Origin of the sequence: Streptomyces sp. NPDC059695, from assembly GCF_042733785.1 — a bacterium.
Taxonomy (GTDB): Bacteria; Actinomycetota; Actinomycetes; order Streptomycetales; family Streptomycetaceae; genus Streptomyces.
Map to the genome: position 1 here is coordinate 75,959 of NZ_JBHWFF010000014.1, position 25,569 is coordinate 101,527.

A 25,569-nucleotide genomic window follows, 5' to 3' on the forward strand; every position below is an offset into this window, starting at 1 on the left:
GATGAGGGCATGGAGATAGGCATCGCACTGCCCCAGTACGGCACCCACGCCCGCGCCGGCCGCATCGCGGCCTTCGCGCGGGACGCCGAGGACGCCGGGTTCGACTCGTTCTGGGTCGGCGACCGCGCCCTGACCCCGGTCGCCCCCAGCGACATCTATCCGGGGTACACGCCGGAGAACCCGTACCCCCACCAGTACAAGACCTTCCTCGACCCGCTGACCGTGCTCACCGTCGCCGCCGGCGCGACCTCCCGCGCCCGGCTCGGCATGAGCACCCTCAACGGCCCCTGGTACCCGCCGGCCCTCCTCGCCCGCTCCCTCACCTCGCTCGACCAGGTCAGCGACGGGCGCCTCGACGTCGGCCTCGGCATCGGCTGGCTGCGCGACGAGTACACCGCCGTCGGCGCCGACTTCGGCCGGCGGGGCGCCCTCCTCGACGAGCTGCTCGACGTCCTGGACGGCGTCTGGACGCAGGAGGAGTTCGGCCACGAGGGGCCCCGCTGGACCATCCCCGTCTCGTACGTCGGCCTCCGCCCCGTCCAGCCCGCCGGACCGCCCGTCTACCTCGGCGGCTTCAGCCCGGCCGCCCTGCGCCGGGTCGGCCGCCGGGCCGCCGGGTGGGTCGGCGCCGTCCTGCCGCCCGGAGCGGCCGAGGGCCTGTGGGACGTGGCCCGGCGCGCCGCCGACGAGGCGGGCCGCGACCCGGACGCGCTGCGCCGGCAGATCCGCTTCAACCCCGCCCCCGGCGCCACGGCGGACGCGATCGCCGGGGTGCTCTCCGGCGTGCGCGACACCGGAGCCGACGGCTGCTTCGTCGACCTCCAGCAGTCGGTCGGATCGCCCGACGAGGCGCTGGAGCTCGGGGGCAGGGTCCTGGACCTGCTGCGGGGCTGAGCGCGGAAAAGGGGCCCCGGAGATCCGGGGCCCCTCCGCGCGTGCGAGACCGCCTACAGCACCAGCGACAGCAGCAGCACGAACACGATGCCGACGACCGAGATGATGGTCTCCATCACCGACCAGGTCTTGACCGTCTGGCCGACGCTCATGCCGAAGTACTCCTTCACCAGCCAGAAGCCGGCGTCGTTGACATGGCTGAAGAAGAGCGAACCGGCGCCGATGGCGAGGACGAGCAGGGAGACCTCGCCGGTCGACATCCCCTCGGCGAGCGGGGCCACCAGGCCGGCCGCCGAGATCGTCGCCACCGTGGCCGAACCGGTCGCGAGCCGGATCGCGACCGCGATCAGCCAGGCGAGCAGCAGGGCCGGGATCGACCAGTTCTTCGAGAGGTCGAGGATCATCTGGCCGACGCCGATGTCGATCAGGGTCTGCTTGAAGCCGCCGCCCGCGCCGACGATCAGCAGGATGCCCGCGATCGGGGCGAGGGACTTCTCGACGGTCGAGTTCAGGCGCTCCTTCGTGAATCCGGCCGCGCGGCCCAGCGTGAACATGCCGACGATCACGGCCGCGAGCAGGGCGATCATCGGAGAGCCGATGACGTCGGTGACCTTCTGCACGCCGTTCTCGGGGTCGTCGACCACGATGTCGACGAGCGCCTTGACCAGCATCAGGACGACCGGCAGCAGGATGGTCGCGACGGTCGCGCCGAAGCCGGGGCGCTTCTCCAGGTCCTCGGAGGGACGCGAGGGGATCATCTTCTCGGGGGCCGGGATGTCCACCCAGCGGGCGGCGTACCGGGAGAAGACCGGGCCGGCGATGATCACCGTGGGTATGGCGACGACCAGACCGAGCGCGAGCGTCACGCCCAGGTTGGCGCCGACCGCGTCGATCGCGACGAGCGGGCCGGGGTGCGGCGGGATGAGCCCGTGCATGACGGAGAGGCCGGCGAGCGCCGGGATGCCGATCCGCATCAGCGAGTAGTTGCCGCGCTTGGCGACCATCAGCACCACCGGGATCAGCAGCACGATGCCGACCTCGAAGAACAGCGGCAGACCGATCACCGAGGCGATGAGGACCATCGCCCAGGGCATGGCCCGCTTCCCGGTCTTCGCGAGGATCGTGTCGACGATCTGGTCGGCGCCGCCGGAGTCGGCGAGCAGCTTGCCGAGGATCGCGCCGAGCGCGATGAGCACGCCCACACCGGCGACGGTGGCGCCGAGCCCGGTGCTGAACGACTTGATGGTGTCGGCGAGCGGCGCGCCCGCGAACGCGCCGAGCGCCAGCGACCCGATGGTCAGCGCGAGGAAGGCGTGCAGCTTGAACTTGGTGATGAGCAGGACGATGACGGCGATGCCGGCGAGCACGGCGATCCCGAGCTGGGCGTTGCCTGCCGAGGTGATCGGTTCGGCGGCGTCCGCTGCCAGGATCTCGACGCTGAGACTGGTCACGGTGGAGTCCTTCGTACGGGCAAGAAGGGGGACGGGGGTGCGGGGGGTACGGGGGAGGGTCAGCCGGCCAGGCCGCGCAGGGCGGCGACGGCGCGGGCGGTGATCTCCTCCGGGGTGCCGGAGACGTCGACGGCGACGCCGGCCTCGTCCTCCTGCAGCGGCTGCAGGGTGGCGAACTGGGAGTCGAGGAGCGCGGTGGGCATGAAATGGCCCCGGCGCGCGGCCATCCGCCCCTCGATGAGCTCCCGGTCACCGGTCAGATGCAGGAAGACGACCCCGGGCGCGGCGGTGCGCAGCCGGTCCCGGTAGGTCCGCTTCAGCGCGGAGCTGCTCACGACCCCGCCGAGCCCGGCCCGGCCGTGCGCCCACTCCCCGATGGCGTCGAGCCACGGCCCCCGGTCCGTGTCGTCCAGCGGCGTGCCGGCCGACATCTTGGCGACGTTGGCCGCCGGGTGGAAGTCGTCGCCCTCGGCGTACGGAAGGCCGAGCGCCTCCGCGACCAGCGGACCGATGGTGGTCTTGCCGGTCCCGGCGACGCCCATCACGACGACGACCGGGGGAGCGGAGAGGGGGGTGGTGCTCATGGGGGGTGCCTCGCTGTCTTCATCGACATCGATTCGGTGAATCCGTCGCGCTCATGAAACCCATTGGGTACGACGTATTCAAGAGCCTGTGACATAAAAGTCATACTTTTCATTCCCGGATGTGATCACCCGGGCCCGCGCGCATAGGCTGATCGGCATGACGACACCGGCCCAGGGGCTCCACTCACACGTCCTGGCCACCCTGGGTCTCGCGATCACCGCCGGGGAGTTCCCGCCGGGCACCGTGCTGCGCACCGACGAGCTCGCGCAGCGCTTCGACGTCTCACGGACCGTCGTCCGCGAGGTCGTCCGCGTCCTGGAGTCGATGCACCTCGTCGAGTCCCGCCGCCGCGTCGGCGTGACCGTGCTCCCCACGGCCAGCTGGAACGTGTACGACCCCCAGGTCATCCGCTGGCGGCTGGCCGGCGCCGACCGCCCCCGCCAGCTCCGCTCGCTCACCGTGCTCCGCTCGGCCGTCGAGCCGGTCGCCGCCGGCCTGGCCGCCCTGAACGCCACCCCCGAACAGTGCCGTGAGCTCACCGAGCAGGCCCTCGGCATGGTCGCCACCTCGCGCGGCCGGCGCCTGGAGGAGTACCTCGTCCACGACATCGCCTTCCACCGGGTCGTGCTCAACGCCTCCGGCAACGAGATGTTCGCCCGCCTCGGCGACGTCGTCGCCGAGGTCCTCACCGGCCGCACCCACCACCACGTGATGTTCGAGGACCCCGACCCGGCCGCGGTCACCCTCCACGTGCAGGTCGCCGAGGCCGTGCGTGAGCGGGACGCGGCCCGCGCCGAGGAGCTCACCCGCCAGATCGCGGTGGGCGCCCTCCAGGAACTGGACGTCCTCGCCCCCTAGGGGGCATAAGCCACCCCGTAAAGCTCTGAACTAGCTCAAATATGGGCGTTCAGTGACATGCGCCACAGTCTGTCGGCTCCGTTTGCCGTGAGGATGTGCGCTGGCCGTGCCGGGGACACCCCCCGCCGGGCACGGCCGGGTACCGCACTGCCCCCTCACGAAGGCGAACACCTCCATGACTGACCGCGTCACCGCGGCCGAGCCGCTGTCCGCCGCCCCGGCGGACACGGCCGCCGTCCCCCACGTCGACGCAGGCGACGCCGGATACCGCAAGGACCTCAAGTCCCGGCACATCAACATGATCGCCATCGGCGGCGCCATCGGCACCGGCCTCTTCCTGGGCGCCGGCGGCCGGATGTCCCAGGCGGGCCCGTCCCTCTTCATCGCCTACGCCGTCTGCGGCGTCTTCGCCTTCTTCGTGGTGCGCGCCCTCGGCGAGCTGGTGCTCTACCGCCCCTCCTCCGGCGCCTTCGTCTCCTACGCCCGCGAGTTCATGGGCGAGAAGGGGGCCTACACGGCCGGCTGGCTGTACTTCCTCAACTGGTCGACCACCGCCGTCGCCGACATCACCGCGGCCGCCACCTACGCCCACTTCTGGGCCATGTTCAGCGACGTCCCGCAGTGGGTCCTCGCCCTGATCGCCCTCGCGGTCGTCCTCGCCGCCAACCTCATCTCCGTGAAGTACTTCGGCGAGATGGAGTTCTGGTTCGCCATCATCAAGGTCGCCGCCCTGGTCGCCTTCATGCTCGTCGGCATCTTCCTCGTCGTCACCTCGCACGACGTCGGCGGCCACACCCCGGGCCTCGCCAACATCACGGACAACGGCGGCATCTTCCCCCAGGGCGTGATGCCGATGCTGCTGCTCATCCAGGGCGTCGTCTTCGCCTACGCCTCCGTCGAGCTCTGCGGCGTCGCCGCCGGCGAGACCGAGAACCCCGAGAAGATCATGCCGAAGGCGATCAACTCGATCATGTGGCGCGTGGGCCTCTTCTACGTCGGCTCCGTCGTCCTGCTCGCGCTGATCCTCCCGTACACCGCGTACTCCGGAGACCAGAGCCCCTTCGTCACCGTCTTCGACAAGCTGGGCATCCCCGGGGCCGCCGGCGTGATGAACCTCGTCGTCCTCACCGCCGCCCTCTCCAGCCTCAACTCCGGCCTGTACTCCACCGGCCGCATCCTGCGCTCCATGTCGCTCGCCGGCTCCGCGCCCAGGTTCACCGGTGTCATGAACCGGGGCGGCGTCCCCTACGGCGGCATCCTGCTCACCGCCGGCTTCGGCGTCCTCGGCGTCGCCCTCAACTACGTGATGCCCGGCGAGGCCTTCGAGCTCGTCCTCAACTTCGCCTCCCTCGGCATCATCGGCACCTGGGCCATGATCATGGTCTGCTCGCTGTTCTTCTGGCGCAGCGCCGAGCAGGGCAAGGTCGCCCGCCCCGGCTACAACCTGCCCTGGGCCCCGTACACCCAGATCGTCACCCTGGGCTTCCTGGCCTCCGTCCTCGTCCTGATGTGGATGGACGGCGGCATCAGCCGCACGACCGTGAACTGCCTGCCGCTCATCGCGGCCGCGCTCACCGGCGGCTGGTTCCTGGTCCGCCGACGGGTCCGCGCGACCTCCGCGGCGCACCGGGACTGAGGCTCCCCCCACGGGAGAAGGAAGGTCCCCCGCAGGCACGGCCTGCGGGGGACTCGCCTTTTGTCAGGAGATAGTGGTACGCAAGAGCCTTACAAGATCCGGTCGCAGGAAGGGAAGTTCGCGATGCCGCAGCACGTCCAGGGGGTCATCGCCCCGGGCAGGAACGAACCGGTACGCGTGGAGACCATCGTGATCCCCGACCCCGGCCCCGGCGAGGCCGTCGTGAAGATCCAGGCCTGCGGCGTCTGTCACACCGACCTCCACTACAAGCAGGGCGCGATCAACGACGAGTTCCCCTTCCTGCTGGGCCACGAGGCCGCGGGAATCGTCGAGTCCGTCGGCGAGGGCGTCACCGACGTCACCCCCGGCGACTTCGTGATCCTCAACTGGCGCGCCGTCTGCGGCACCTGCCGCGCCTGCCTGCGCGGCCGCCCCTGGTACTGCTTCGCCACCCACAACGCGAAGCAGCGGATGACCCTCCTCGACGGCACGGAGCTCTCGCCGGCCCTCGGCATCGGCGCCTTCGCCGAGAAGACCCTGGTCGCCGCCGGCCAGTGCACCAAGGTCGACCCGGCCGTCGCCCCCGAGGTCGCGGGCCTCCTCGGCTGCGGTGTGATGGCCGGCATCGGCGCCGCGATCAACACCGGAGACGTCGGCCGCGGCGACACCGTCGCCGTCATCGGCTGCGGCGGCGTCGGCGACGCGGCCGTCGTCGGCTCCCGCCTCGCCGGAGCCGCGAAGATCATCGCCGTCGACATCGACGACCGGAAGCTGGCCAAGGCGAAGGAGATGGGCGCCACCCACACGGTCAACTCCCGCACCGCCGACGCCGTCGAGGCGATCCGCGAACTCACCGGCGGCTTCGGCGCCGACGTCGTCATCGAGGCCGTCGGCCGCCCGGAGACGTACGAGCAGGCCTTCTACGCCCGCGACCTGGCCGGCACCGTCGTCCTCGTCGGCGTCCCCAGCCCCGAGATGAAGCTCGAACTCCCCCTCCTCGACGTCTTCGGCCGCGGCGGCTCGCTCAAGTCCTCCTGGTACGGCGACTGCCTGCCGTCCCGCGACTTCCCGATGCTCATCGACCTGCACCAGCAGGGCCGCATCGACCTCGCCGCCTTCGTCACCGAGACCATCGGCCTCGGCGACGTCGAGAAGGCCTTCGCCCGCATGCACGAGGGCGACGTCCTGCGCTCGGTGGTGGTCCTCTGATGGCCGCCCGCATCGACCACCTCGTCACCTCCGGCACCTTCAGCCTCGACGGCGGCACCTGGGACGTCGACAACAACGTCTGGATCGTCGGCGACGACACCGAGGCCATCGTCATCGACGCCGCCCACGACGCCGAGGCGATCCTCGCCGCGCTCGACGGCCGCGCCCTGCGCGCCATCGTCTGCACCCACGCCCACGACGACCACATCGACGCCGCCCCGGCCCTCGCGGCCGCCACCGGTGCCCGCATCCTGCTCCACCCGGCCGACCAGCCGCTGTGGAAGCTCACCCACCCCGACCACAGCCCGGACGGCGAGCTCGCCGACGGCCAGGTCCTCACCATCGCCGGCACGGACCTCACGGTCCTCCACACCCCGGGCCACGCCCCGGGAGCGGTCTGCCTGTACGCCCCCGAGCTGGGCACCGTCTTCACCGGGGACACCCTCTTCCAGGGCGGCCCCGGCGCGACCGGCCGGTCCTACTCGGACTTCCCGACGATCGTCGGCTCGATCCGCGAGAGGCTCCTCGGCCTGCCCGCGGAGACGGTGGTCCGCACCGGCCACGGCGACACCACCACGATCGGCGCCGAGGCTCCGCACCTGGAGGAATGGATCAAGCGGGGCCACTGAGCCGCAGCCGGCTCTCGAACCCCAGGGCGTCGCCCGTGAACGGGTCGGTGAACTCCAGTGTCCGCGCGAGCAGGCGCAGCGGACGCGAGAAGTCCTCCGGCCCGTCCTCGCGCACGACCGGATACACCGGATCGCCGAGGATCGGCAGCCCCAGGCGGTTCATGTGCACCCGCAGCTGATGGGTCCGCCCGGTCACCGGCACGAGCCGGTACCGCCCGAGCCCTCCGGCGTGGCCCGTCAGCTCGATCCGGCTCTCGGCGTTCGGCTCGCCCGGCACCTCCCGGGCGGCCATCACCCCGCGCTCCTTCTCGATCCGGCTCCGCACGGTCACCGGCAGCTCCACCGCAGGGTCGTACGGCGCCACCGCCTCGTACTCCTTGCGCACCGTCCGGTCCCGGAACAGCGTCTGGTACGCCCCCCGGTCCTCCTCCCGGACCACGAACAGCACGAGCCCCGCCGTCAGCCGGTCCAGCCGGTGCGCGGGCTGGAGGTGCGGAAGCTCCAGCTCGCGCCGCAGCCGGGCGAGCGCGGTCTCCGTCACATGGCGCCCGCGCGGCATCGTGGCCAGGAAGTGCGGCTTGTCGGCCACCACGATCCGCTCGTCCCGGTGCACGACCCCGATCGCGAAGGGCACCGGAGTCTCGGCGGGAAAGTCCCGGTGGAACCAGAGGTACCGCCCCGCGACGTACGGCTCGCTCCCGTCGACGGGCCCGTCGACCCCGACGAACCGCCCGTCCCGCAGCATCTCCTCGACCCGCCCGACCCCGACGGCACCCCCGTACCGCCCGACCAGGTACTCCCCGACGGTGGCAGGACCCCCCTCGGGATCCTCCGGGAACCGCACCCGCACGGGATCGATCCCGAGCCGCTGGGGGAGGGGGGAGGAAGGGCCCCTGGATCTGCGTCGCACCGGTACCGCCGTGATTCCTGCTGCCGCAACAAGAAAGACCCCACAAGATGTGGGGTCTTTCGCTGGTGTCCGAGGGGGGACTTGAACCCCCACGCCCGATAAAGGGCACTAGCACCTCAAGCTAGCGCGTCTGCCATTCCGCCACCCGGACAAGGTGTCTGTCTTCCCGGCCGCTGGGCCCTTCCGACGAGGAAAACCATAGCAAACATTCGGAGTGGTCGATCACCACCCCCGGTGGGCCCCCGGCATGTGACGGCAGCGTGTCGGCCGGCCGGCGCCCTTGGGTGTCGAGGGGGCCACGCGGGAGGATGGGGAGATCACCAGGAAGCGCATGGGGCACGTAGTGGGAGGAAGCAGCGTGAGCGAGTCGAACACGGTCCGGACCGTCAGCGGCGAGGACGAGGTGGTGGACCTCTGTCGCGACCTCATCCGCATCGACACCAGCAACTACGGCGACCACTCGGGGCCGGGCGAGCGGGCGGCGGCCGAGTACATCGCCGAGAAGCTGGCCGAGGTCGGCCTGGAGCCGAAGATCATCGAGTCGCACCAGGGGCGGGCCTCCACCGTCGCCCGGATCGAGGGCGAGGACCCGTCGCGTCCGGCCCTGCTCATCCACGGCCACACCGACGTCGTCCCGGCCAACGCCGAGGACTGGACCCACCACCCCTTCTCGGGCGAGATCGCCGACGGCTGCGTCTGGGGCCGCGGGGCCGTCGACATGAAGGACATGGACGCGATGACCCTCGCGGTCGTCCGCGACCGGCTGCGCAGCGGCCGCAAGCCCCCGCGGGACATCGTCCTCGCCTTCCTCGCCGACGAGGAGGCCGGCGGCACCTACGGGGCCCGGCACCTGGTCGACAAGCACCGCGACCTCTTCGACGGGGTCACGGAGGCGATCGGCGAGGTCGGCGGCTTCTCCTTCACCGTCAACGAGAACCTGCGGCTCTACCTGGTCGAGACGGCCCAGAAGGGCATGCACTGGATGCGGCTGACCGTCGAGGGCACGGCCGGCCACGGTTCCATGACCAACAACGACAACTCCATCACGGAGCTCTGCGAGGCCGTGGGCCGCCTCGGCCGCCACCAGTGGCCGGTCAGGGTCACCAAGACCGTGCGGTCCTTCCTCGACGAGCTCTCGGACGCCCTGGGCACCCCGCTCGACCCCGAGGACATGGACGGCACCCTCGCCAAGCTCGGCGGCATCGCCAAGATGGTCGGCGCCACCCTCCGCAACTCGGCCGCCCCCACGATGCTCGGCGCCGGCTACAAGGTGAACGTGATCCCCGGCCAGGCCACCGCGCACGTCGACGGCCGCTTCCTGCCCGGCTACGAGCAGGAGTTCCTCGCCGACCTCGACCGGATCCTCGGCCCCCGCGTGAAGCGCGAGGACGTGCACGGCGACAAGGCCCTGGAGACCAGCTTCGACGGCGCCCTGGTCGACGCCATGCAGCTGGCGCTCCGCGCCGAGGACCCGATCGCCCGCGCCGTGCCGTACATGCTCTCGGGCGGTACCGACGCCAAGTCCTTCGACGACCTCGGCATCCGCTGCTTCGGCTTCGCACCGCTCCAGCTGCCGCCGGAGCTCGACTTCGCCGGCATGTTCCACGGCGTGGACGAGCGGGTCCCGGTGGACGGCCTCACGTTCGGCGTCCGTGTCCTGGACCGGTTCCTCGACGCCTGCTGACGGCACCGCCGAATTCGTCCGCACGTTTGCATGTGACCGGAAAGAGTGAATGAACTCGGGCGCTCGTAGCCCCCACCATTCCCCCTCGTTACAGGTGATGCGGTCCGCGGCTGGGGCCGCATTGCCAACTAGGAGGAATAATGATCAAGAAGGTCGTCGCTGCTGCGGCTGCCACCGGCGGTCTCGTTCTCGCGGGTGCCGGCATGGCCGTTGCCGACGCGGGTGCCCAGGGTGCCGCCATCGGTTCCCCCGGCGTGCTCTCGGGCAACGTCGTCCAGGTGCCGGTTCACGTCCCCGTGAACGTGTGCGGCAACACGGTCTCCGTGATCGGCCTGCTGAACCCCGCCTTCGGCAACACCTGCGTCAACGCCTGACGTTGTGCCTCGCCCCGTGAGGGTGTGAGCCGGTCCGGCCCCGGAGTGCGTGCCATGCACTCCGGGGCCGGTGGCCATTTCCGCCCCGGGCCGACCGCCCGGTGGCACTCTTTCGAAGCCGAGCAGGCAGGGAACAAGCTATGCGACAGGTCACGCGCAAGGGCCTTATCACCGTCGTGGCCGCCGGAGGCGTTTTCGCCGCCGTCGGCGGCGGATATGCGCACGCCGATTCCGGCGCGAACGGTACGGCCATGAATTCCCCGGGCGTCGCGTCCGGCAATTCCGTCCAGGTCCCGGTGCACGTACCGGTGAACGCCTGCGGAAACACCGTCAACGTCGTCGGAGTGCTCAATCCGGCCTTCGCCAACAAGTGCGCCAACGTCTCCGCGCAGGGCGGCGGCTCGTCCGCCGGGGGCCACACGAGCAACTCGCCGGGCGTCGCGTCCGGCAACAACGTCAAGGTGCCGGTCGACGTCCCGGTGAACGTGTGCGGCAACGGCGTCACCGGCGTGGGCCTCGGCAACGCCGTCACGGGCAACGACTGCGCGAACACCGGAGACGGCGGCGACACGGGGTACGGCGAGGAGGGACCGGGCACGCCCGGCACCCCGGGGACGCCCGGTACTCCGGGGACGCCCGGTACTCCGGGGACCCCCGGCACTCCCGGTACGCCGGGCACTCCGGGAACCCCTGGTACGCCCGGTACTCCTGGTACGCCCGGTACTCCGGGGACCCCCGGTACCCCGGGTACGCCCGGCACTCCGGGGACCCCCGGCACCCCCGGCGGCGAGCACGGGCCGAACACTCCCGGTGCGCACGGCGTCACGCCGCCCCGCGCCGTCGAGGAGCTCGCCGAGACCGGCTCCGGTCCGCTCGGCGTGATCGTCCCCGCCGGCGCCGGCCTGCTGCTCGCCGGCTCGCTGATCTACCGCCGCGCCCGCCGCGCCGCCTGATCCGCGCCGGTCCGGCACCACGCACAGGGGCCCCGCACTCCGCGGGGCCCCTTCGTGTCTTCCTGTCGTCCCGTTCCCTACCAGGTCGCCCTGACCTGGCGGATGATCCGCCGCTTCAACCGCACTCTGCGGCTCCCGTCCCGGTGCAGGCTCAGCCGGTCCAACTCCCAGTGTCCGTACTCGGCATGGTCGGTCAGCAGCCGCGTCGCCTCCTTGCGGGAGACACCGCGCGGCACGTACACGTCGACAAATTCGTATTCCGGCATCGCATCTATTGTGCGGGCACCGGCCCTGTACGGATAGCGTCTGTCCCATGTCTGATGCTGCGCAGCCCACCGCTGCCGAGGTACGCGCCGCCGCCGAGGCGGTCAAAGCCGCACTGGACCGTCACCTCGCGGCGGTCGAACGCCGCACGGGAGACGACGACACGGACGTCTACGAAGCCTTCAACGCCCTCGCCACGGCGGCCGAGGCGTACGACGAACTCCTCTACGACCGCTACGACGAGGTCACCCCCTTCGAGATCCCCGGAGCCGACGGCAGCCTGCCGCCGTACACCGGACCCGACGAACCCCACGCCGTCAGCCTCCTGATCCGCCGCGACTACGCCGTCGCCGAACCGCAACGCCTGCTCGCCCAGGCCCGCCGCGTCGCCGAGCTCGGCGACGCCGCCGACACCGCGGCGGCGGCCAAGGCCGGAGCCTCGCCGCTCGCCGCGCTCGGTGTGCTCTTCGGCGAGTACGAACCGGACGAGATCGCCTCCCGGCACAAGGAGTTCGGCCTGGAGGAGGGCGACTCCACGCTCTGGGTCACCGCCGCCGAGGAGCTCCCGGAACCGGGGGAGTGGCTGGGCGCCCCCTTCGACCACGCCGATCCCGAGCGGATCGTCTGCCGCTTCGACGTCAGCTCGGTCTTCGACGAGGAGGAGGACGAGGAGAGCGGGGACGAGCCCGTCGACGCGGCGGTCGGCGGCGCGGACGCCTGACGGGACGCGGGAGGGCCCGGACACCGCGTGCGGTGTCCGGGCCCTCCGTGCCCACGCCTCGCCTACTGCTCCTCGGGGGCGAGCAGCCCCTCCAGGAGCGGCCGCAGTCGTGTCGTCCGCTCCGGGGCCACGCCCTCGGCCACCGCGCGGGCCAGCGCCTGGTCCACGCCGTGCACGACCGACAGATGGCGCTCCGCCCGGCCGAAGGCCGTGTACACCCACGGCCGGCTCAGGCCGCCGGCGGCGTCCCCGGGCAGCACCACGACCACGGCGGGCCAGCGCGCCCCGGCCGCCTGGTGCGCGGTGAGCGCCCAGCCGTGCCGCAGCGCCGGCTCCACCCGCTCCCTCGGTACGAGGACCTCGTCGTCCCCGCAGCGCAGCCGCAGCCCCTCGGCGTCGGCCGACAGGACCGTGCCCGTCACCGTGCGGCCCGGCGCGGGCGCGTACGCCACGCGGTCCCCCGGGTCGTAGCCGCCGAACCGGCCGGGTCCGGGGTTGAGCCGCTGCTTGAGGGCGGCGTTCAGCGCGCGCGTACCGGCCGAGCCGCCGTGGCCGACCGTGACGACCTGCGTCTGCTCCGACGGCACCCCGATCGCCCGGGGCACCGAGTCCGCCACCAGCTGGACCGCGCGGTGCACGGCCTCGCCCGCGTCCCGCACCGGGACGATCACGATCTCCTTGCCGGGGGCCTCGACCTGGTTCAGCTCGCCCACCCCGATGCCCGACACCAGCTCGCCGAGCGGGCCCGGGTCGGGGACGCGGGACGCGATCCGCGGACACACCCGGGCCGCGAGCACGTCCGCGAAGACCCGGCCCGCGCCCGGGGCGCCGAGCACCTCCGGGTCCCCGCTGAGCACCAGGCGGCAGCCGTCCGGCAGCGACTCCACGAGCATCGCGCCGGTCTCCACGTCCAGCTGCGGCGCGTCCAGGACCACGAGCAGGTCCAGGGCGAAGGCCCCGTCCTCGTCCCGGCCGGGACCGGCCGCGCCGGTCAGCAGGGCGGCGACCGTCACCGCGTCCGCGCCCGCGTCGCGGCGCCCGCTGTCCGTGTGGACGGCCACCAGGGTGCGCAGCCCGCGCTCACGGGCCGCCGCGGCGAGCGCGACCGGCTCGGCGCGGGAGGCCTCGCCGCCGGTGTGCAGGACGAGGCCGTGCGCCCCGGCGGCGCGCTCCAGCTCGCCGCCCTCCCACGTGTCGGCCGTCGCCGTCCTCACCAGCCGGGCGAGACCGTCCGCGAGGCTCTCCTCCGCCAGCGCGTACCGGTCGAGTCCGAGCAGCACGGGCGCGGCGGGCTCCTGCTCCGCGCCGGGCGCGGCGGCCTCCTCCGCGGTGTCGCCGGCACCCTCGTCGTCCTCGGGCTCCTGTGCCGTCTCCTCCTCCTGGAAGACGAGGACCGCGGCCTCGGAGACCGCCGTCTCGACGGCCTCGTCCGGATCGGGCACCGCGTGCCCGGCGAGTCCCGCGCGCACGGCCTGGATCTCCAGGGCCGTGTGTCCTTGGACGGCGGCCCGCTCCAGGAGCCACACCGTCAGGGCGACCGTGCGGCGGGGGTCACCGGGGCCGCAGGCGGGGCCCAGCAGGGCGCGCGCGAAGCCGTCGGCCTGCTCGGGCCGCACCCCGGCCACCGCGAGCAGCTGCCACGGGTCCTCGCGGAGCACGGCGGCCGCGCCCTCGCCGAGCGCGGCGGCGACCGGGCCGGCCAGTGCCTCCGGGGCGCCGCCCTCGGCGAGGACCTCGCGGACGGCGGCCGTGGTGCCGGGAGCCGGGGCCGCGGGGCGCTGCGGGGCGGGGGGCCGCACGGTCATCGCGGGGGCCGCCTCGGAGTCGGGGCGGCGGGGGGCGGGCTCGGGGGCCTCGTAGAGCGTGCTGCCCGAGGCCGTGCCGCCCTCGACGGCCCGGACGGCCGCGAGGAGGTCGGCCGCGGTGCCGCTCAGCTTGGCGCCGCTCGCGAGGGGGCCGCCCTTCTCGGCCTTGCGGGCCGCGATCTTCGCCCGCAGCTCCCGCTGCGCGGCGAGCTCGGCCTGCGCGTCGCTCGGGGCGGCCGCGGTGTCGGTGTCCCCCGCGTCGCCCGTGCCGGCCGCGGTGTCCGTGCCGGCCTCCGAGCCGTCCCCGAAGCCGGCCACAGGCTCCGCGTCCGCCCCGGCCCGCGCCTCCGCGTCCGCCACGGGCTCGTCCGTGTCCGGCTCTTCGGCCGTCTCGGGCTCTTCGGCCGGGTCGGGCTTCCGGGCCGACTCCGGCTCCCCGTCGGCGCCGGGCGTCCCGGCCGGATCCGGGTTCTCGTCCGGGGCCTCGGCCGCCCCCGGGTGCTCGGTCGTGCCGGGCTCCTCGGGCGTGGCAGCCCCGTCGTCCGCGCCCGGGCGGCCTGCCGTCCCCGGCTTGTCCTCCGCGTCCCGTTCTGCGGCCGGTCCCGGCCGGTCGGCGGGGGGTACGGCCTCGGGCGCGGTCTCCCCGGAAGGCTCGGTCACAAGGTGCTCCAGTCGTGATCCGGATAACGGTGCACGGGCGCCGACACATCGTCCAGCGCCCGACAGATCTCGTCAGGAAGACTAAGCGCCTCCACTGACAACGCGGCCGTGAGCTGCCGCGCCGTGCGCGCGCCGACGATCGGCGCGGTCACTCCGGGCCGGTCGCGGACCCACGCGAGCGCCACGTGCAGTGGGGTCGTGGCGAGTCCGTCGGCCGCCGTCGCCACCGCGTCCACGATCCGGCTCGCCGCCTCGTCCAGATAGGGCTCCACGAAGGGCGCCATCCGCTCCGAGGCGCCCCGCGAGTCCGTCGGCGTGCCGCTGCGGTACTTCCCCGTCAGGACACCGCGCCCGAGCGGTGAGGAGGGCAGCAGGCCTATGCCGAGGTCCCGCGCGGCCGGCAGCACCTCCCGTTCGACGCCCCGCTGGAGCAGCGAGTACTCCAGCTGGGCCCCGGCGAGCCGGGTCCGGTCGCCGCCGAGCTGCCAGGTGCCGGCCTTGGCGAGCTGCCAGCCGCAGAAGTTGGCCACGCCCGCGTAGCGCGCCCGGCCGCTGCGTACGGCGATGTCGAGGGCCTGGAGCGACTCCTCAAGCGGCGTGTGCGGGTCGAAGGCGTGCAGCTGCCACAGGTCCACGTGGTCGGTGCCCAGGCGGGCGAGGGAGGCGTCGAGCGCGGCGAGCAGGTGCCCGCGCGAGCCGTCCGTGCGCCGGTCGGGGTCCGGGACGCTGCCCGCCTTCGTGGACAGCACGAGGTCCTGCCGGGGCACCAGGCGCTCCATCAGGCGCCCGAGCAGGTACTCCGCCTCGCCGCCGCCGTAGACGTCGGCGGTGTCCACGAGCGTGCCGCCCGCGTCCCAGAACGACTTCAACTGCTCGGCGGCGTCGTGCTCGTCGGTGTCCCGGCCCCAGGTGAGGGTGCCGAGTCCGATGCGCGACACACGCAGGCCGGTACGTCCGAGATGCCTCTGCTCCATGGCCGCGAGAGTACTGGCCAGGGCACCACGCGGAGAGAGCCTGTGGACAACCGCGTCCTGACGGATGGCCCACGCGCGCGCTAGAGTCCGCCCCAAGTGACGTTACCGATGGGTAAGGGGTGCGTGGAATGCGGCTCGGCATCAACCTCGGCTACTGGGGCGCCGGTATGGACGGCGACAACCTCGCCGTCGCGCAGGAGGCCGACCGCCTCGGCTACGACGTCTGCTGGGCCGCCGAGGCCTACGGCTCCGACGCCCCCACCGTCCTCGCGTGGGTCGCGGCGAAGACCGAGCGGATCGACGTCGGCTCCGCGATCATGCAGATCCCGGCCCGTCAGCCCGCCATGACGGCGATGACCGCCGCCACCCTCGACTCGCTCACCGGCGGCCGCTTCCGCCTCGGCCTCGGCGTCTCCGGACCGCAGGTCTCCGAGGGCTGGTACGGCGTGAAGTTCGACAAGCCGCTCGCCCGGACGCGCGAGTACGTCGAGATCGTCCGCAGGGCCATGACCCGGGAGCGGCTCAGCTACGACGGCGAGCACTGGACCCTGCCGCTCCCCGGCGGCCCCGGCAAGCCCATCAAGCTCACCGTCCACCCGCAGCGCGAGCACATCCCGCTCTACATCGCCGCGATCGGGCCGAAGAACCTGGAGCAGACCGGCGAGATCGCCGACGGCGCCCTGCTGATCTTCCCGTCCGCCGACCACCTGGAGGAGACCGCGCTGCGGCACCTGCGCGCGGGCCGCGAGAAGGCCGGCCTGACCATGGACGGCTTCGACGTCTGTCCCACCCTGCCGCTCGCCCTCGGCGACGACGTGAACGCGCTCGCCGACGTCTTCCGCCCGTACACCGCGCTGTACGTCGGCGGCATGGGCAGCCGCAAGCAGAACTTCTACAACCAGCTCGCCCGGCGCATGGGGTACGAGAAGGAGGCCGCCGAGATCCAGGACAAGTACCTGGCCGGCGACAAGGCCGGGGCCGCGGCCGCCGTGCCGCACTCCCTGATCGACCAGACCACGCTGCTCGGCTCCGTCGAGCGCATCGCCGAGCGGATGACGGCCTACGCGGAGGCGGGGGTCACCACCCTCACCCTCGCCCCGGCCGGCTTCACCCTGGACGAGCGGGTGGCGGCCCTGCGGGCGGGCGTGGAAGCGATGGAGCGCGCCGGACTCTAGGGCTTCGCCCCGGGCCGGAAACCCGCGGCCGTGGTGGGGGCTCGGGGGTCTTCCCCGCCACGGCCGTCATGCAGCACAACGCTCCACCGGGCCCCCGGTTACGCCCTGGGGACTCACTCTTTCGGCCGAGCCGTTCCGGCCCTCCTGTTGCCCGCCGCCCGGGACCGGACTTGACTCGGTCTCCCGGACGTACCGGAGTGCGTGCGTCCGCACGGAGGTGGCGGATGCTCACGGCCAAGGGCCTGTTCCAGGAAATCATCGACAACGACGAGTCCTTCCGGCTCTTCTGCTCCATCGCCGCGAGCGGCGAGTCCCAGGGCGGCTGGGAGAACGCCCGGATCGCGGCCCTCGTCGCACCCGGCATGCGCTCCCTCGCGCCCAAGATCACGCGGCACGGCGCCGACGAGGACAAGCACGGCCGGATCTTCCGGGCGCTGATGAGGAAACGCGGCCTCGAACCCGTCCCGGTGCCTCCCGACACCGACTACACGATGCTCCTGGAGCACCGCGGCATCGGCCTCGCGCACGAGAAGCTCCGCGCCGACCGGCCGCTCACCGAGGCGGACGTCGTCGTCTACCTCGCCCACAGCCGGGTCACCGAGCAGCGCGCCGCCGACCAGATGGACATGCTCGTCACGTACTTCGGGGACCACCCGGAGCTGGGCAAGGCCATCCACATGATCGACAACGACGAGGCGAACCACCTCGCCTACTGCCACGAGGAACTGCTCCGGCTCGCCCGGCAGGGTCACGGCCGGCTCATCCAGCGGACCCTGCGCGACTCCGCCCTCGCCGAGATCCGGGTCTACCGCGACGTCAGCCTCGCCGTGATGCGGCACATGGGCCGCATCCTGGACTGGCCGAAGCCCAAGGCGGCCGTCCTCGCCGCCGGGATCCACGCCACGTACGCGTACGAGCGCGCCGCCGGCTGGCACAAGATGGTCGACCTGCGGATGCCCCAGCGGCTGAACGCCCTCGGCGGCCCCGCGACCCCCGCTCCCGCCTTCTGAGCGGAGCCGCCCGCGCGCCTACATCCAGCCGCGCCGCTTGAACATCCGGTACAGCGCGACGACGACGCCCGCCATCACCACGATCACCACCGGGTACGAGCCCACCCAGTGCAGCTCCGGCATGTGGTCGAAGTTCATCCCGTAGATCCCCGCGACCATCGTGGGGACCGCGGCCATGGCCGCCCACGCCGAGATCTTCCGCATGTCGTCGTTCTGCCGGACCCCCATCTGCGCGAGATGGGCCGACAGCACGTCGGACAGGAGCCGGTCGAGGCCCTCCACCTGCTCGTTGGAGCGCAGCAGATGGTCGTTGACGTCGCGGAAGAAGGGCTGCGAGCGCTCGTTCACGAACGGCACGGAACCGGCCGTCAGCCGGGCCATCACCCCGGCCAGCGGACCGCTCGCCCGCCGGAACTCCAGGACCTGCCGCTTCGCCGTGTAGATCCGCTCCGCGGTGTTGGCCGGATTGCCCCCGCTGGGCGCGAAGACGTCCGCCTCCAGCTCCTCCAGGTCGACCTGCAGCTCGCCCGTCACGTCGAGGTAGTGGTCCACGATCGCGTCGCTCACCGCGTACAGCACCGCCGTCGGCCCGTGCTTCAGGACCTCCCGCTCGGCCTCCAGACGCCGGCGGACCTCCGCGAGGGGCGCGCCCTCGCCGTGCCGGACCGTCACGACGAACGAGTCGCCCATGAACACCATCAGCTCGCCCGAGGAGACCCGGTCGCTCTCCGGCTCGTACACGATCGGCTTCAGCACCACGAACAGCGAGTCGTCGTAGACCTCCAGCTTGGGCCGCTGATGGGCCTTCAAGGCGTCCTCGACGGCCAGCGGGTGCAGCGCGAACTCCGAGGCGACGTGGGAGAACTCCGCCTCCGACGGCTCGTGCAGCCCCACCCACAGGAACGCGTCGCCCGTCGCCCGCGCCTCCTCCAGGGCGTCGGAGAGGTCGGCGGGTCCGTCCGTGCGGCGCCCGTCCCGGTAGATGGCAGAGTCGACGATCACGCCGCGCATTCTCCCCCGAACGGCCCCGACACGCACGCGTGCGGCAGCCTAGGCTGGCCCGCATGGCCACCCTGATCCTCGTCCGGCACGGACGCTCCACCGCCAACACCTCCGGTGTCCTCGCCGGGCGCACGCCCGGCATCGCGCTCGACGAGCGCGGGGCCGCCCAGGCCGCCGCGCTCCCCGGGCGCCTCGCGGACGTCCCGCTCGCGGCCGCCGTCACCAGCCCCCTCCAGCGCTGCCGGGAGACCCTGCGGCCCCTCCTGGACGCCCGCCCCGGGCTTCCGCTCCACGTCGAGGAGCGGATCAACGAGTGCGACTACGGCGACTGGTCCGGCCGCAAGCTGGCCGAGCTGGGCGACGAACCGCTGATGGAGGTCGTCCAGGGGCACGCCTCCGCCGCCGCCTTCCCCGGCGGCGAGTCCATGCGTGCCATGCAGCACCGCGCCGTCGAGGCCGTCCGGGAGTGGAACGCCCGCGTCGAGGCGGAGCACGGCGAGGACGCCACGTACCTCATGTGCTCCCACGGCGACATCGTGAAGGCGATCGTCGCCGACGCCCTCGGGCTCCACCTCGACCTCTTCCAGCGCATCCACGTCGACCCCTGCTCGGTCACCGCGATCCGCTACACGCGCCTGCGCCCCTTCCTCCTCCGCCTCGGCGACACGGGGGACTTCGCCGGGTTCGCCCCCCGGGAGCACCCCGGGGGCAGCGGGGCGGCGGAGGTCGGTGGTGGTGCGGGCGCACCGTGATCCCCACGCGCAGTAGGGTGGACGCGCCGCTGTAGTACGACTGTCGAGACGCAAGGGAGCCGGGAACGTGTCCCGTCAGGTGTTCCTCTACGACCCACCGGAGCGTTTCGTGGCCGGCACGGTCGGGCTGCCTGGCCGGCGGACGTTCTTCCTCCAGGCGTCCGCGTCCGGCCGGGTCACCAGCGTCGCCCTGGAGAAGACCCAGGTCGCGGCCCTCGCCGAGCGCATCGACGAACTCCTCGACGAGGTCGTCCGCCGCACCGGGGGCAACGCTCCGGTGCCCGCGGTCGCCCCCGCCGAGATCGCGGACACCGCCCCCCTCGACGCGCCCGTCGAGGAGGAGTTCCGGGTCGGCACCATGGCCCTCGCCTGGGACGGCGAGGAGCAGCGCATGATCGTCGAGGCGCAGGCGCTCGTCGAGCTCGACGCGGACTCCGAGGAGGACCTCGCCGAGGCCGAGGAGCGGCTGCTCCAGGACGAGGAGAACGGCCCGCCGATGCTCCGGGTCCGCCTCAGCGGGGCCCAGGCCCGGGCGTTCGCCAAGCGCGCCCTGGACGTCGTCAACGCCGGCCGGCCGCCCTGCCCGCTGTGCAGCCTGCCGCTCGACCCCGAGGGGCACGTCTGCCCGCGCCAGAACGGATACCGCCGCGGAGCATGACCAGCCCCGAGAGCGCACGCGACACGGAGCTGCTCGCGCGCGGTGAGCTGACCGTGCGCGGCCGGGTCCGCGAGGCCTCCAACGCCGTGCTGTACTGCTCCGTCGCCCACGAGGGCCGGGAGGCGGCCTGCGTCTACAAGCCGGTCGCGGGGGAGCAGCCCCTGTGGGACTTCCCCGACGGCACCCTGGCCCAGCGCGAGGTCGCCGCGTACGAGATCTCCGAGGCCACCGGCTGGGGCCTGGTCCCGCCGACGGTGCTCCGCGACGGGCCGTACGGGGAGGGCATGGTCCAGCTGTGGATCGAGGCCGATCCCGCGGCGCGGCTCCTGGCGCTCACCGAGGACGAGGAGGCGGGCGAGGGCTGGAAGGCCGTGGGGCCCGCGCAGATCGACGAGGACCGCACCGCGCTCCTCGTCCACGCGGACACCCCCGAGCTGCGCCGGCTCGCCGTCCTGGACGCCGTCATCAACAACGGCGACCGCAAGGGCGGGCATCTGCTGCCGGCCCCGGGCGGACACCTGTACGGCATCGACCACGGCGTGACCTTCCACGTCGACGACAAGCTGCGGACCCTGCTGTGGGGCTGGGCGGGCGAGGAGCTGCCCGCCGAGGCGGCCGCCGTGCTGACCTCGCTCGGCCGCTCCCTGGCCCCGGGAGCGCCGCTCGCCACCCGACTGGCGGAACTCCTGACGGGTGCCGAGGTCGCGGCCGTACGCGCCCGCGTGGAGGCGCTGCTGGCCACCGGGCGGCATCCGGAGCCCTCGGGGCAGTGGCCCGCGATCCCCTGGCCGCCGGTCTGATCCCCGACCGAAAAGTTTCGGCCAGGGTCCTCGGAGGGGTGAGCACCCCTGGGGGGTATGCACGCACGCCTCTCACCCGCAAGAGCGCCTAATCGGTCAAGATCCCGGATCCGGTTCGTATCCGGAACACCTGTCCGGTTACGCTCGGGTCATGCATGCCTGGCCCGCTTCTGAGGTCCCCGCCCTGCCCGGCAAGGGCCGCGACCTCCGGATCCACGACACCGCGACCGGTGGACGAGTCACCCTCGCCCCCGGCCCCGTCGCCCGTATCTACGTCTGCGGCATCACGCCGTACGACGCGACCCACATGGGTCACGCGGCGACCTACAACGCGTTCGACCTCGTTCAGCGCGTGTGGCTCGACACGAAGCGGCAGGTGCACTACGTCCAGAACGTGACCGACGTGGACGATCCGCTCCTGGAGCGCGCGATCCGCGACGGCGTCGACTGGGTCGGCCTCGCCGAGCGCGAGACCGCCCTCTTCCGCGAGGACATGACCGCCCTGCGGATGCTGCCCCCGCAGCACTACATCGGCGCGGTCGAGGCCATACCGGGCATCGTCCCGCTCGTCGAGCGCCTCCGGGACTCCGGCGCCGCCTACGAGCTCGACGGCGACGTCTACTTCTCCGTCGACGCCGACCCGCACTTCGGGCAGGTCTCGCACTACGACACCGAGCTGATGCGCCACCTGTCCGCCGAGCGCGGCGGCGACCCGGACCGTCCGGGCAAGAAGAACCCGCTCGACCCGATGCTCTGGATGGCCGCCCGCGAGGGCGAGCCGAGCTGGGACGGCGGCAGCCTCGGCGCCGGCCGCCCCGGCTGGCACATCGAGTGCGTCGCCATCGCCCTGGACCACCTCGGCATGGGCTTCGACGTGCAGGGCGGCGGCTCCGACCTGATCTTCCCGCACCACGAGATGGGCGCCTCCCACGCCCAGGCCCTCACCGGCGAGTTCCCCATGGCCAAGGCGTACGTCCACGCCGGCATGGTCGCCCTGGACGGCGAGAAGATGTCGAAGTCCAAGGGCAACCTGGTCTTCGTCTCCCGGCTGCGCCGCGACGGCGTCGACCCGGCCGCCATCCGGCTGGCGCTGCTCTCGCACCGCTACCGCGACGACTGGGAGTGGACCGACCAGATCCTGGAGACGGCCGTGGAGCGGCTCGGCCGCTGGCGCGCCGCCGTCTCGCGCCCCGACGGCCCGTCGGCCGACGCGCTCGTCGAAGAGCTCCGCGAGGCGCTCTCCGACGACCTCGACACGCCCACCGCGCTCGCCGCGGTCGACCGCTGGGCCGCGCTCCAGACGGCCGGGGGCGGCACGGACGACTCCGCACCCGGTCTCGTCTCCCGCGCCGTCGACGCACTGCTCGGTGTCGCCCTGTAACGAGCAGGACCGCGCAACGCGCTTTCAGGCAACCGCCCTCGGACTTCTCGTCGAAGTCCGAGGGCGGTTCCGTTTTGTCCTGGCGGACATGCTCGTTCCTGCGCTAAACAACCTCCATGCAATCATCATCGCGCATGAAAGTTGCACTCGCCGGAGCCGTCCTCGGGCTCCTCGCGGCCCTCGCGGGACCCGGCTCCACCGCGTCGGCCGTCCCGTCCGACACCACCGTCGGCGATGTCACCGGCTTCGCCGCCGACGGGCCCGTCTACCGGCTGACCGCCGGCCACACGGAGGCCCGCGTCTCCTTCGTCACCGCCGACACCTTCCGCATCGAACTCGCTCCCGACGGAAAGTTCACCGACCCCACCGGCACCGACATCACCCTGCCCCAGGGCCCGCCCCCGGCCACCCGCTGGCGCGACCTCGGCGACCGCTACGAACTCGCCACCGCCAAGGTGACCCTGCGCGCCACCAAGTCACCGCTGCGCTTCTCGGCCGTACGCGCCGACGGCACCGTGCTCTGGAGCGAGACCCAGGGCCTCACCTGGAACCAGGACCGCACCGTCCAGACCCTCGCCCGCGGCGCCGACGAGCAGTTCTACGGCGCCGGCATGCAGAACGGCCGCGGCAACACCTCCCACCGCGGCAAGACCGTCGAGGTCGGCGTCGACTACAACTGGAACGACGGCGGCCACCCCAACTCCGTCCCCTTCTACCTCTCCTCCGCCGGATACGGCGTGTACCGCAACACCTACGCGCCCAACACCTACGCGTTCACCGAACCCGTCACCACCAGCGCCAAGGAACAGCGCTTCGACGCCTACTACTTCGCCGGCGACGGCAAGGACGCCCTCAAGGACGTCATCGGGCAGTACACCGAGCTCACCGGCAAGCCCTTCATGCCGCCCGTGTACGGCCTGGAGATAGGCGACTCGGACTGCTACCTCCACAACGCCAACCGCGGCGAGCGCCACACCCTCGACGCCCTCGACGTCGCCGACGGCTACGTCGAGAACGACATGCCGAACGGCTGGATGCTCGTCAACGACGGCTACGGCTGCGGCTACGAGAACCTCGCCGAGACCACGGCGGGACTCGCCGACCGCAGGATGAAGCTCGGCCTGTGGACCGAGGACGGCATCGACAAGCTCGCCGACCAGGTCAAGGCCGGCCAGCGGGTCGCCAAGCTCGACGTCGCCTGGGTCGGCGAGGGCTACAAGTTCGCCCTCGACGGCTGCAAGGACGCCCACGCCGGCATCGAGGCCAACAGCGACGCCCGCGGCTTCACCTGGGCCCCCGAGAGCTGGTCCGGCGCCCAGCGCTGCGGCGTCCAGTGGTCCGGAGACCAGTCCGGCAGCTGGGAGTACATCCGCTGGCAGATCCCCACCTACGCGGGCGCGTCCATGTCCGGACTCGCCTACACCACCGGTGACGTCGACGGCATCTTCGGCGGCAGCGCCAAGACCTACACCCGCGACCTCCAGTGGAAGACCTTCCTGCCCGTCACCATGACCATGGACGGCTGGGCCGCGAACGACAAGCAGCCCTTCCGGTACGGGGAGCCCTACACCAGCATCAACCGCGCCTCGCTCAAGCTCCACGAGGCCCTGCTCCCGTACATCTACAGCCACGCCCACCGGGCCACGAAGACCGGCGTCGGCCTCGCCCGCCCGCTCGCCCTCGAATACCCGGACGACCCGAAGGCCGCGAGCGACGCGGCGAAGTACGAGTTCCTCAGCGGCGAGGACTTCCTCGTCGCCCCCGTCTACCAGGACGCCGTCGAGCGCGACGGCATCTACCTCCCCGCCGGCACCTGGATCGACTACTGGAGCGGCCGCACCTACCAGGGCCCCGTCACCGTCGACGACTACAGCGCCCCGCTCGACACCCTGCCCCTGTTCGTACGGGCCGGGGCCACCGTCCCCATGTGGCCGGGCTCCGTCCGCTCCTACCAGGACCGCGCCCCCGGCGACCCGATCGCCTGGGACGTCTACCCGAAGGGCACCTCGTCCTTCGACCTGTACGAGGACGACGGCGTCACCCGCGCGCACCGCACCGGGAAGTACGCCACCCAGCGCGCCGAGGTCCGCGCCCCGCAGTCCGGCCCCGGCGACGTCACCGTCCGCGTCGGAGCCAGCACCGGCTCGTACACCGGAAAGCCCGCCGCCCGGCCGTACGCCTTCACCGTCCACACCGGCGACGCGCCCGGCACGGTGAAGCTCGACGGGCGCAAGCTGACCGCCCTCACCTCCCGCGCCGCCCTCGACGCGGCCTCCGAGGGCTGGTGGTACGACCGCGACGACCGCGGGGGAGTGGTCCGGATCAAGACCGCCGACCGGTCCACCGACCGCGCCTTCGAACTGCGCCTGACCGACACCAGCGCCGTCGGCGGGACCGTACCCGGCGCCTCCGCCGTCCTCGCCGCCCCCACCGGTCAGGAGCTCGGCGCCGGCACCCCCGGCACCGTCGCCGTGGACGTCACCGCGGGCACCCGGGACGCCACCGACGTCCGCGTCTCCCTCGACGCCCCCGCCGGCTGGCAGGTCACCCCGGCCGCCCCGATCACCCGCCTCCCGGCCGGCACCACCCGCCGGGTCCAGGTCGCCGTCACCCCGGCGGCCGGCGCGAAGACCGGCGACACCACCCTCACGGCGACCGTCCGGCACCGGGCCGCGGGCACCGACCGCACCGCCGTCCAGCGGTTCGCGGTCGGCGTGATGCCCCCGGCGCCCACCACCGACGCCTGGGCGAGCGACCTCACCTGGCTGCGCGCCACCAACGGCTGGGGACCGCCGGAACGCGACCGCTCCAACGGCGAGTCCGGCGCCGCCGACGGCCGCGCGCTCACCCTGGCCGGGAAGACCTACGAGAAGGGCATCGGCGCCCACGCCGACTCCGACATCGAGGTCTACCTCGGCGGCCGCTGCACCACCTTCACCGCCGACGTCGGCATCGACGACGAGATCAACGGCTACGGGGACGTGGCCTTCTCCGTCGAGGCGGACGGCCGGGTCCTGTGGACCTCGCCCCGGCTGACCGGGGCCTCCGCGACCCTGCCGGTGAACGTCGACGTGACCGGCGCCCGGCACGTCCGGCTCAAGGTCACGGACACCAACGGCTCGAAGAGCGGCGACCACGGCGACTGGGCGGCGGCCCGGTTCGGCTGCGCCTGACGCACGGAACG

General features: G+C 72.8%; 23 protein-coding genes and 1 tRNA gene. 16 read left to right on the plus strand and 8 right to left on the minus strand.

Annotated elements, in window-relative coordinates; translation table 11 throughout:
- Positions 1-9 precede the first annotated feature (9 nt).
- A complete protein-coding gene (locus ACFV2S_RS19230; protein WP_385560157.1) occupies positions 10-894 on the plus strand; it encodes a TIGR03619 family F420-dependent LLM class oxidoreductase in 885 nt (294 codons plus the stop codon).
- A gap of 53 nt (positions 895-947) precedes the next feature.
- On the opposite strand, the gene ACFV2S_RS19235 is transcribed toward ACFV2S_RS19230, so the two are convergent.
- Complete coding sequence (locus ACFV2S_RS19235) at positions 948-2,345, minus strand: gluconate:H+ symporter (RefSeq protein ID WP_385560160.1); 1,398 nt, start codon at positions 2,343-2,345, stop codon at positions 948-950.
- Positions 2,346-2,404: 59 nt separating this feature from the next.
- Entirely contained in the window at positions 2,405-2,929 is a 525-nt protein-coding gene (locus tag ACFV2S_RS19240) for a gluconokinase (RefSeq protein WP_383797209.1), read from the minus strand.
- A gap of 157 nt (positions 2,930-3,086) precedes the next feature.
- Here ACFV2S_RS19240 and ACFV2S_RS19245 point away from each other — a divergent pair, with 157 nt between their 5' ends.
- From ACFV2S_RS19245 to ACFV2S_RS19260, 4 genes are all read left to right on the plus strand, one after another.
- The gene (locus ACFV2S_RS19245; RefSeq protein ID WP_093876919.1) at positions 3,087-3,788 is read left to right on the plus strand and encodes a FadR/GntR family transcriptional regulator; all 702 of its coding nucleotides are present in this window, start codon (positions 3,087-3,089) and stop codon (positions 3,786-3,788) included.
- A gap of 175 nt (positions 3,789-3,963) precedes the next feature.
- Positions 3,964-5,424 (plus strand): amino acid permease, encoded by a 1,461-nt coding sequence (locus tag ACFV2S_RS19250; RefSeq protein WP_385560164.1) that lies wholly within the window; start codon positions 3,964-3,966, stop codon positions 5,422-5,424.
- 123 nt (positions 5,425-5,547) lie between these two features.
- Positions 5,548-6,633 (plus strand): S-(hydroxymethyl)mycothiol dehydrogenase, encoded by a 1,086-nt coding sequence (locus tag ACFV2S_RS19255; RefSeq protein ID WP_385560167.1) that lies wholly within the window; start codon positions 5,548-5,550, stop codon positions 6,631-6,633.
- Entirely contained in the window at positions 6,633-7,262 is a 630-nt protein-coding gene (locus tag ACFV2S_RS19260) for an MBL fold metallo-hydrolase (RefSeq protein WP_329855830.1), read from the plus strand. The genes ACFV2S_RS19255 and ACFV2S_RS19260 overlap by 1 nt, the downstream gene beginning before the upstream one ends.
- Here the strand turns inward: ACFV2S_RS19260 and ACFV2S_RS19265 are convergent.
- Both ACFV2S_RS19265 and ACFV2S_RS19270 read right to left on the minus strand, forming a co-directional pair.
- A complete protein-coding gene (locus ACFV2S_RS19265) occupies positions 7,246-8,172 on the minus strand; it encodes a pseudouridine synthase (RefSeq protein WP_385560170.1) in 927 nt (308 codons plus the stop codon). The two genes, ACFV2S_RS19260 and ACFV2S_RS19265, sit on opposite strands and share 17 nt — an antisense overlap.
- Before the next feature lie 63 nt (positions 8,173-8,235).
- Positions 8,236-8,323: transfer RNA gene (locus ACFV2S_RS19270), tRNA-Leu, on the minus strand.
- 207 nt (positions 8,324-8,530) lie between these two features.
- Between ACFV2S_RS19270 and ACFV2S_RS19275 the strand changes: the two genes are divergently transcribed.
- The 3 genes from ACFV2S_RS19275 to ACFV2S_RS19285 all read left to right on the plus strand — a co-directional run bounded on the left by ACFV2S_RS19275 (position 8,531) and on the right by ACFV2S_RS19285 (position 11,183).
- The gene (locus ACFV2S_RS19275; protein WP_383801614.1) at positions 8,531-9,856 is read left to right on the plus strand and encodes a M20/M25/M40 family metallo-hydrolase; all 1,326 of its coding nucleotides are present in this window, start codon (positions 8,531-8,533) and stop codon (positions 9,854-9,856) included.
- A gap of 140 nt (positions 9,857-9,996) precedes the next feature.
- Complete coding sequence (chpH, locus tag ACFV2S_RS19280; RefSeq protein WP_015032475.1) at positions 9,997-10,230, plus strand: chaplin ChpH; 234 nt, start codon at positions 9,997-9,999, stop codon at positions 10,228-10,230.
- A 140-nt stretch (positions 10,231-10,370) separates the two neighbouring features.
- Positions 10,371-11,183: a chaplin gene (locus ACFV2S_RS19285; RefSeq protein WP_385560173.1), complete on the plus strand. Its 813-nt coding sequence runs from the start codon at positions 10,371-10,373 to the stop codon at positions 11,181-11,183.
- A gap of 77 nt (positions 11,184-11,260) precedes the next feature.
- Here ACFV2S_RS19285 and ACFV2S_RS19290 read toward each other — a convergent pair whose 3' ends face one another.
- Positions 11,261-11,449, minus strand: coding sequence for a DUF5703 family protein (locus ACFV2S_RS19290; protein ID WP_015032473.1), 189 nt, complete (start codon positions 11,447-11,449; stop codon positions 11,261-11,263).
- A 47-nt stretch (positions 11,450-11,496) separates the two neighbouring features.
- Here ACFV2S_RS19290 and ACFV2S_RS19295 point away from each other — a divergent pair, with 47 nt between their 5' ends.
- A complete protein-coding gene (locus ACFV2S_RS19295; RefSeq protein ID WP_385560177.1) occupies positions 11,497-12,168 on the plus strand; it encodes a hypothetical protein in 672 nt (223 codons plus the stop codon).
- A gap of 62 nt (positions 12,169-12,230) precedes the next feature.
- Here ACFV2S_RS19295 and ACFV2S_RS19300 read toward each other — a convergent pair whose 3' ends face one another.
- Together ACFV2S_RS19300 and ACFV2S_RS19305 are read right to left on the minus strand one after the other, a co-directional pair.
- On the minus strand, positions 12,231-14,633 hold the full coding sequence (locus ACFV2S_RS19300) for a helix-hairpin-helix domain-containing protein (protein WP_385560179.1): 2,403 nt from the start codon (positions 14,631-14,633) through the stop codon (positions 12,231-12,233).
- Entirely contained in the window at positions 14,630-15,607 is a 978-nt protein-coding gene (locus tag ACFV2S_RS19305; RefSeq protein WP_383794075.1) for an aldo/keto reductase, read from the minus strand. The genes ACFV2S_RS19300 and ACFV2S_RS19305 overlap by 4 nt, the downstream gene beginning before the upstream one ends.
- 128 nt (positions 15,608-15,735) lie before the next feature.
- Between ACFV2S_RS19305 and ACFV2S_RS19310 the strand changes: the two genes are divergently transcribed.
- Positions 15,736-16,782, plus strand: a complete 1,047-nt coding sequence (locus ACFV2S_RS19310; protein ID WP_383794072.1) for an LLM class F420-dependent oxidoreductase — start codon at positions 15,736-15,738, stop codon at positions 16,780-16,782.
- 224 nt (positions 16,783-17,006) lie between these two features.
- Positions 17,007-17,792 carry a ferritin-like domain-containing protein gene (locus ACFV2S_RS19315; protein WP_385560184.1) on the plus strand — a complete coding sequence of 262 codons (786 nt, stop codon included), beginning with the start codon at positions 17,007-17,009 and terminating at the stop codon, positions 17,790-17,792.
- 18 nt (positions 17,793-17,810) lie between these two features.
- On the opposite strand, the gene ACFV2S_RS19320 is transcribed toward ACFV2S_RS19315, so the two are convergent.
- Positions 17,811-18,803: a magnesium and cobalt transport protein CorA gene (locus ACFV2S_RS19320; RefSeq protein WP_385560187.1), complete on the minus strand. Its 993-nt coding sequence runs from the start codon at positions 18,801-18,803 to the stop codon at positions 17,811-17,813.
- A gap of 53 nt (positions 18,804-18,856) precedes the next feature.
- Here ACFV2S_RS19320 and ACFV2S_RS19325 point away from each other — a divergent pair, with 53 nt between their 5' ends.
- The 5 genes from ACFV2S_RS19325 (at position 18,857) to ACFV2S_RS19345 (ending at position 25,558) form a co-directional block, all read left to right on the plus strand.
- Positions 18,857-19,546, plus strand: a complete 690-nt coding sequence (locus ACFV2S_RS19325; RefSeq protein ID WP_383794064.1) for a histidine phosphatase family protein — start codon at positions 18,857-18,859, stop codon at positions 19,544-19,546.
- Positions 19,547-19,613: 67 nt separating this feature from the next.
- Positions 19,614-20,204, plus strand: a complete 591-nt coding sequence (locus tag ACFV2S_RS19330; protein WP_383794061.1) for a DUF3090 domain-containing protein — start codon at positions 19,614-19,616, stop codon at positions 20,202-20,204.
- Positions 20,168-21,004 (plus strand): SCO1664 family protein, encoded by an 837-nt coding sequence (locus tag ACFV2S_RS19335; protein WP_385560415.1) that lies wholly within the window; start codon positions 20,168-20,170, stop codon positions 21,002-21,004. Before ACFV2S_RS19330 ends, ACFV2S_RS19335 begins: the two co-directional genes overlap by 37 nt.
- A gap of 151 nt (positions 21,005-21,155) precedes the next feature.
- On the plus strand, positions 21,156-22,385 hold the full coding sequence (mshC, locus tag ACFV2S_RS19340; RefSeq protein ID WP_383794058.1) for a cysteine--1-D-myo-inosityl 2-amino-2-deoxy-alpha-D-glucopyranoside ligase: 1,230 nt from the start codon (positions 21,156-21,158) through the stop codon (positions 22,383-22,385).
- Positions 22,386-22,501: 116 nt separating this feature from the next.
- Entirely contained in the window at positions 22,502-25,558 is a 3,057-nt protein-coding gene (locus tag ACFV2S_RS19345; protein WP_385560191.1) for an NPCBM/NEW2 domain-containing protein, read from the plus strand.
- The last annotated feature ends 11 nt before the right edge of the window (positions 25,559-25,569 follow it).

Excerpts from the sequence above, each read along its gene's own strand:
- ACFV2S_RS19230 (WP_385560157.1), top strand. The coding sequence starts at position 10 with ATGGAGATAGGCATCGCACTGCCCCAGTACGGCACCCACGCCCGCGCC.
- ACFV2S_RS19240 (WP_383797209.1), bottom strand. The coding sequence starts at position 2,929 with ATGAGCACCACCCCCCTCTCCGCTCCCCCGGTCGTCGTCGTGATGGGC.
- ACFV2S_RS19245 (WP_093876919.1), top strand. The coding sequence starts at position 3,087 with ATGACGACACCGGCCCAGGGGCTCCACTCACACGTCCTGGCCACCCTG.
- ACFV2S_RS19250 (WP_385560164.1), top strand. The coding sequence starts at position 3,964 with ATGACTGACCGCGTCACCGCGGCCGAGCCGCTGTCCGCCGCCCCGGCG.
- ACFV2S_RS19255 (WP_385560167.1), top strand. The coding sequence starts at position 5,548 with ATGCCGCAGCACGTCCAGGGGGTCATCGCCCCGGGCAGGAACGAACCG.
- ACFV2S_RS19260 (WP_329855830.1), top strand. The coding sequence starts at position 6,633 with ATGGCCGCCCGCATCGACCACCTCGTCACCTCCGGCACCTTCAGCCTC.
- chpH (WP_015032475.1), top strand. The coding sequence starts at position 9,997 with ATGATCAAGAAGGTCGTCGCTGCTGCGGCTGCCACCGGCGGTCTCGTT.
- ACFV2S_RS19285 (WP_385560173.1), top strand. The coding sequence starts at position 10,371 with ATGCGACAGGTCACGCGCAAGGGCCTTATCACCGTCGTGGCCGCCGGA.
- ACFV2S_RS19290 (WP_015032473.1), bottom strand. The coding sequence starts at position 11,449 with ATGCCGGAATACGAATTTGTCGACGTGTACGTGCCGCGCGGTGTCTCC.
- ACFV2S_RS19295 (WP_385560177.1), top strand. The coding sequence starts at position 11,497 with ATGTCTGATGCTGCGCAGCCCACCGCTGCCGAGGTACGCGCCGCCGCC.
- ACFV2S_RS19305 (WP_383794075.1), bottom strand. The coding sequence starts at position 15,607 with ATGGAGCAGAGGCATCTCGGACGTACCGGCCTGCGTGTGTCGCGCATC.
- ACFV2S_RS19310 (WP_383794072.1), top strand. The coding sequence starts at position 15,736 with ATGCGGCTCGGCATCAACCTCGGCTACTGGGGCGCCGGTATGGACGGC.
- ACFV2S_RS19315 (WP_385560184.1), top strand. The coding sequence starts at position 17,007 with ATGCTCACGGCCAAGGGCCTGTTCCAGGAAATCATCGACAACGACGAG.
- ACFV2S_RS19320 (WP_385560187.1), bottom strand. The coding sequence starts at position 18,803 with ATGCGCGGCGTGATCGTCGACTCTGCCATCTACCGGGACGGGCGCCGC.
- ACFV2S_RS19325 (WP_383794064.1), top strand. The coding sequence starts at position 18,857 with ATGGCCACCCTGATCCTCGTCCGGCACGGACGCTCCACCGCCAACACC.
- mshC (WP_383794058.1), top strand. The coding sequence starts at position 21,156 with ATGCATGCCTGGCCCGCTTCTGAGGTCCCCGCCCTGCCCGGCAAGGGC.
- ACFV2S_RS19345 (WP_385560191.1), top strand. The coding sequence starts at position 22,502 with ATGCAATCATCATCGCGCATGAAAGTTGCACTCGCCGGAGCCGTCCTC.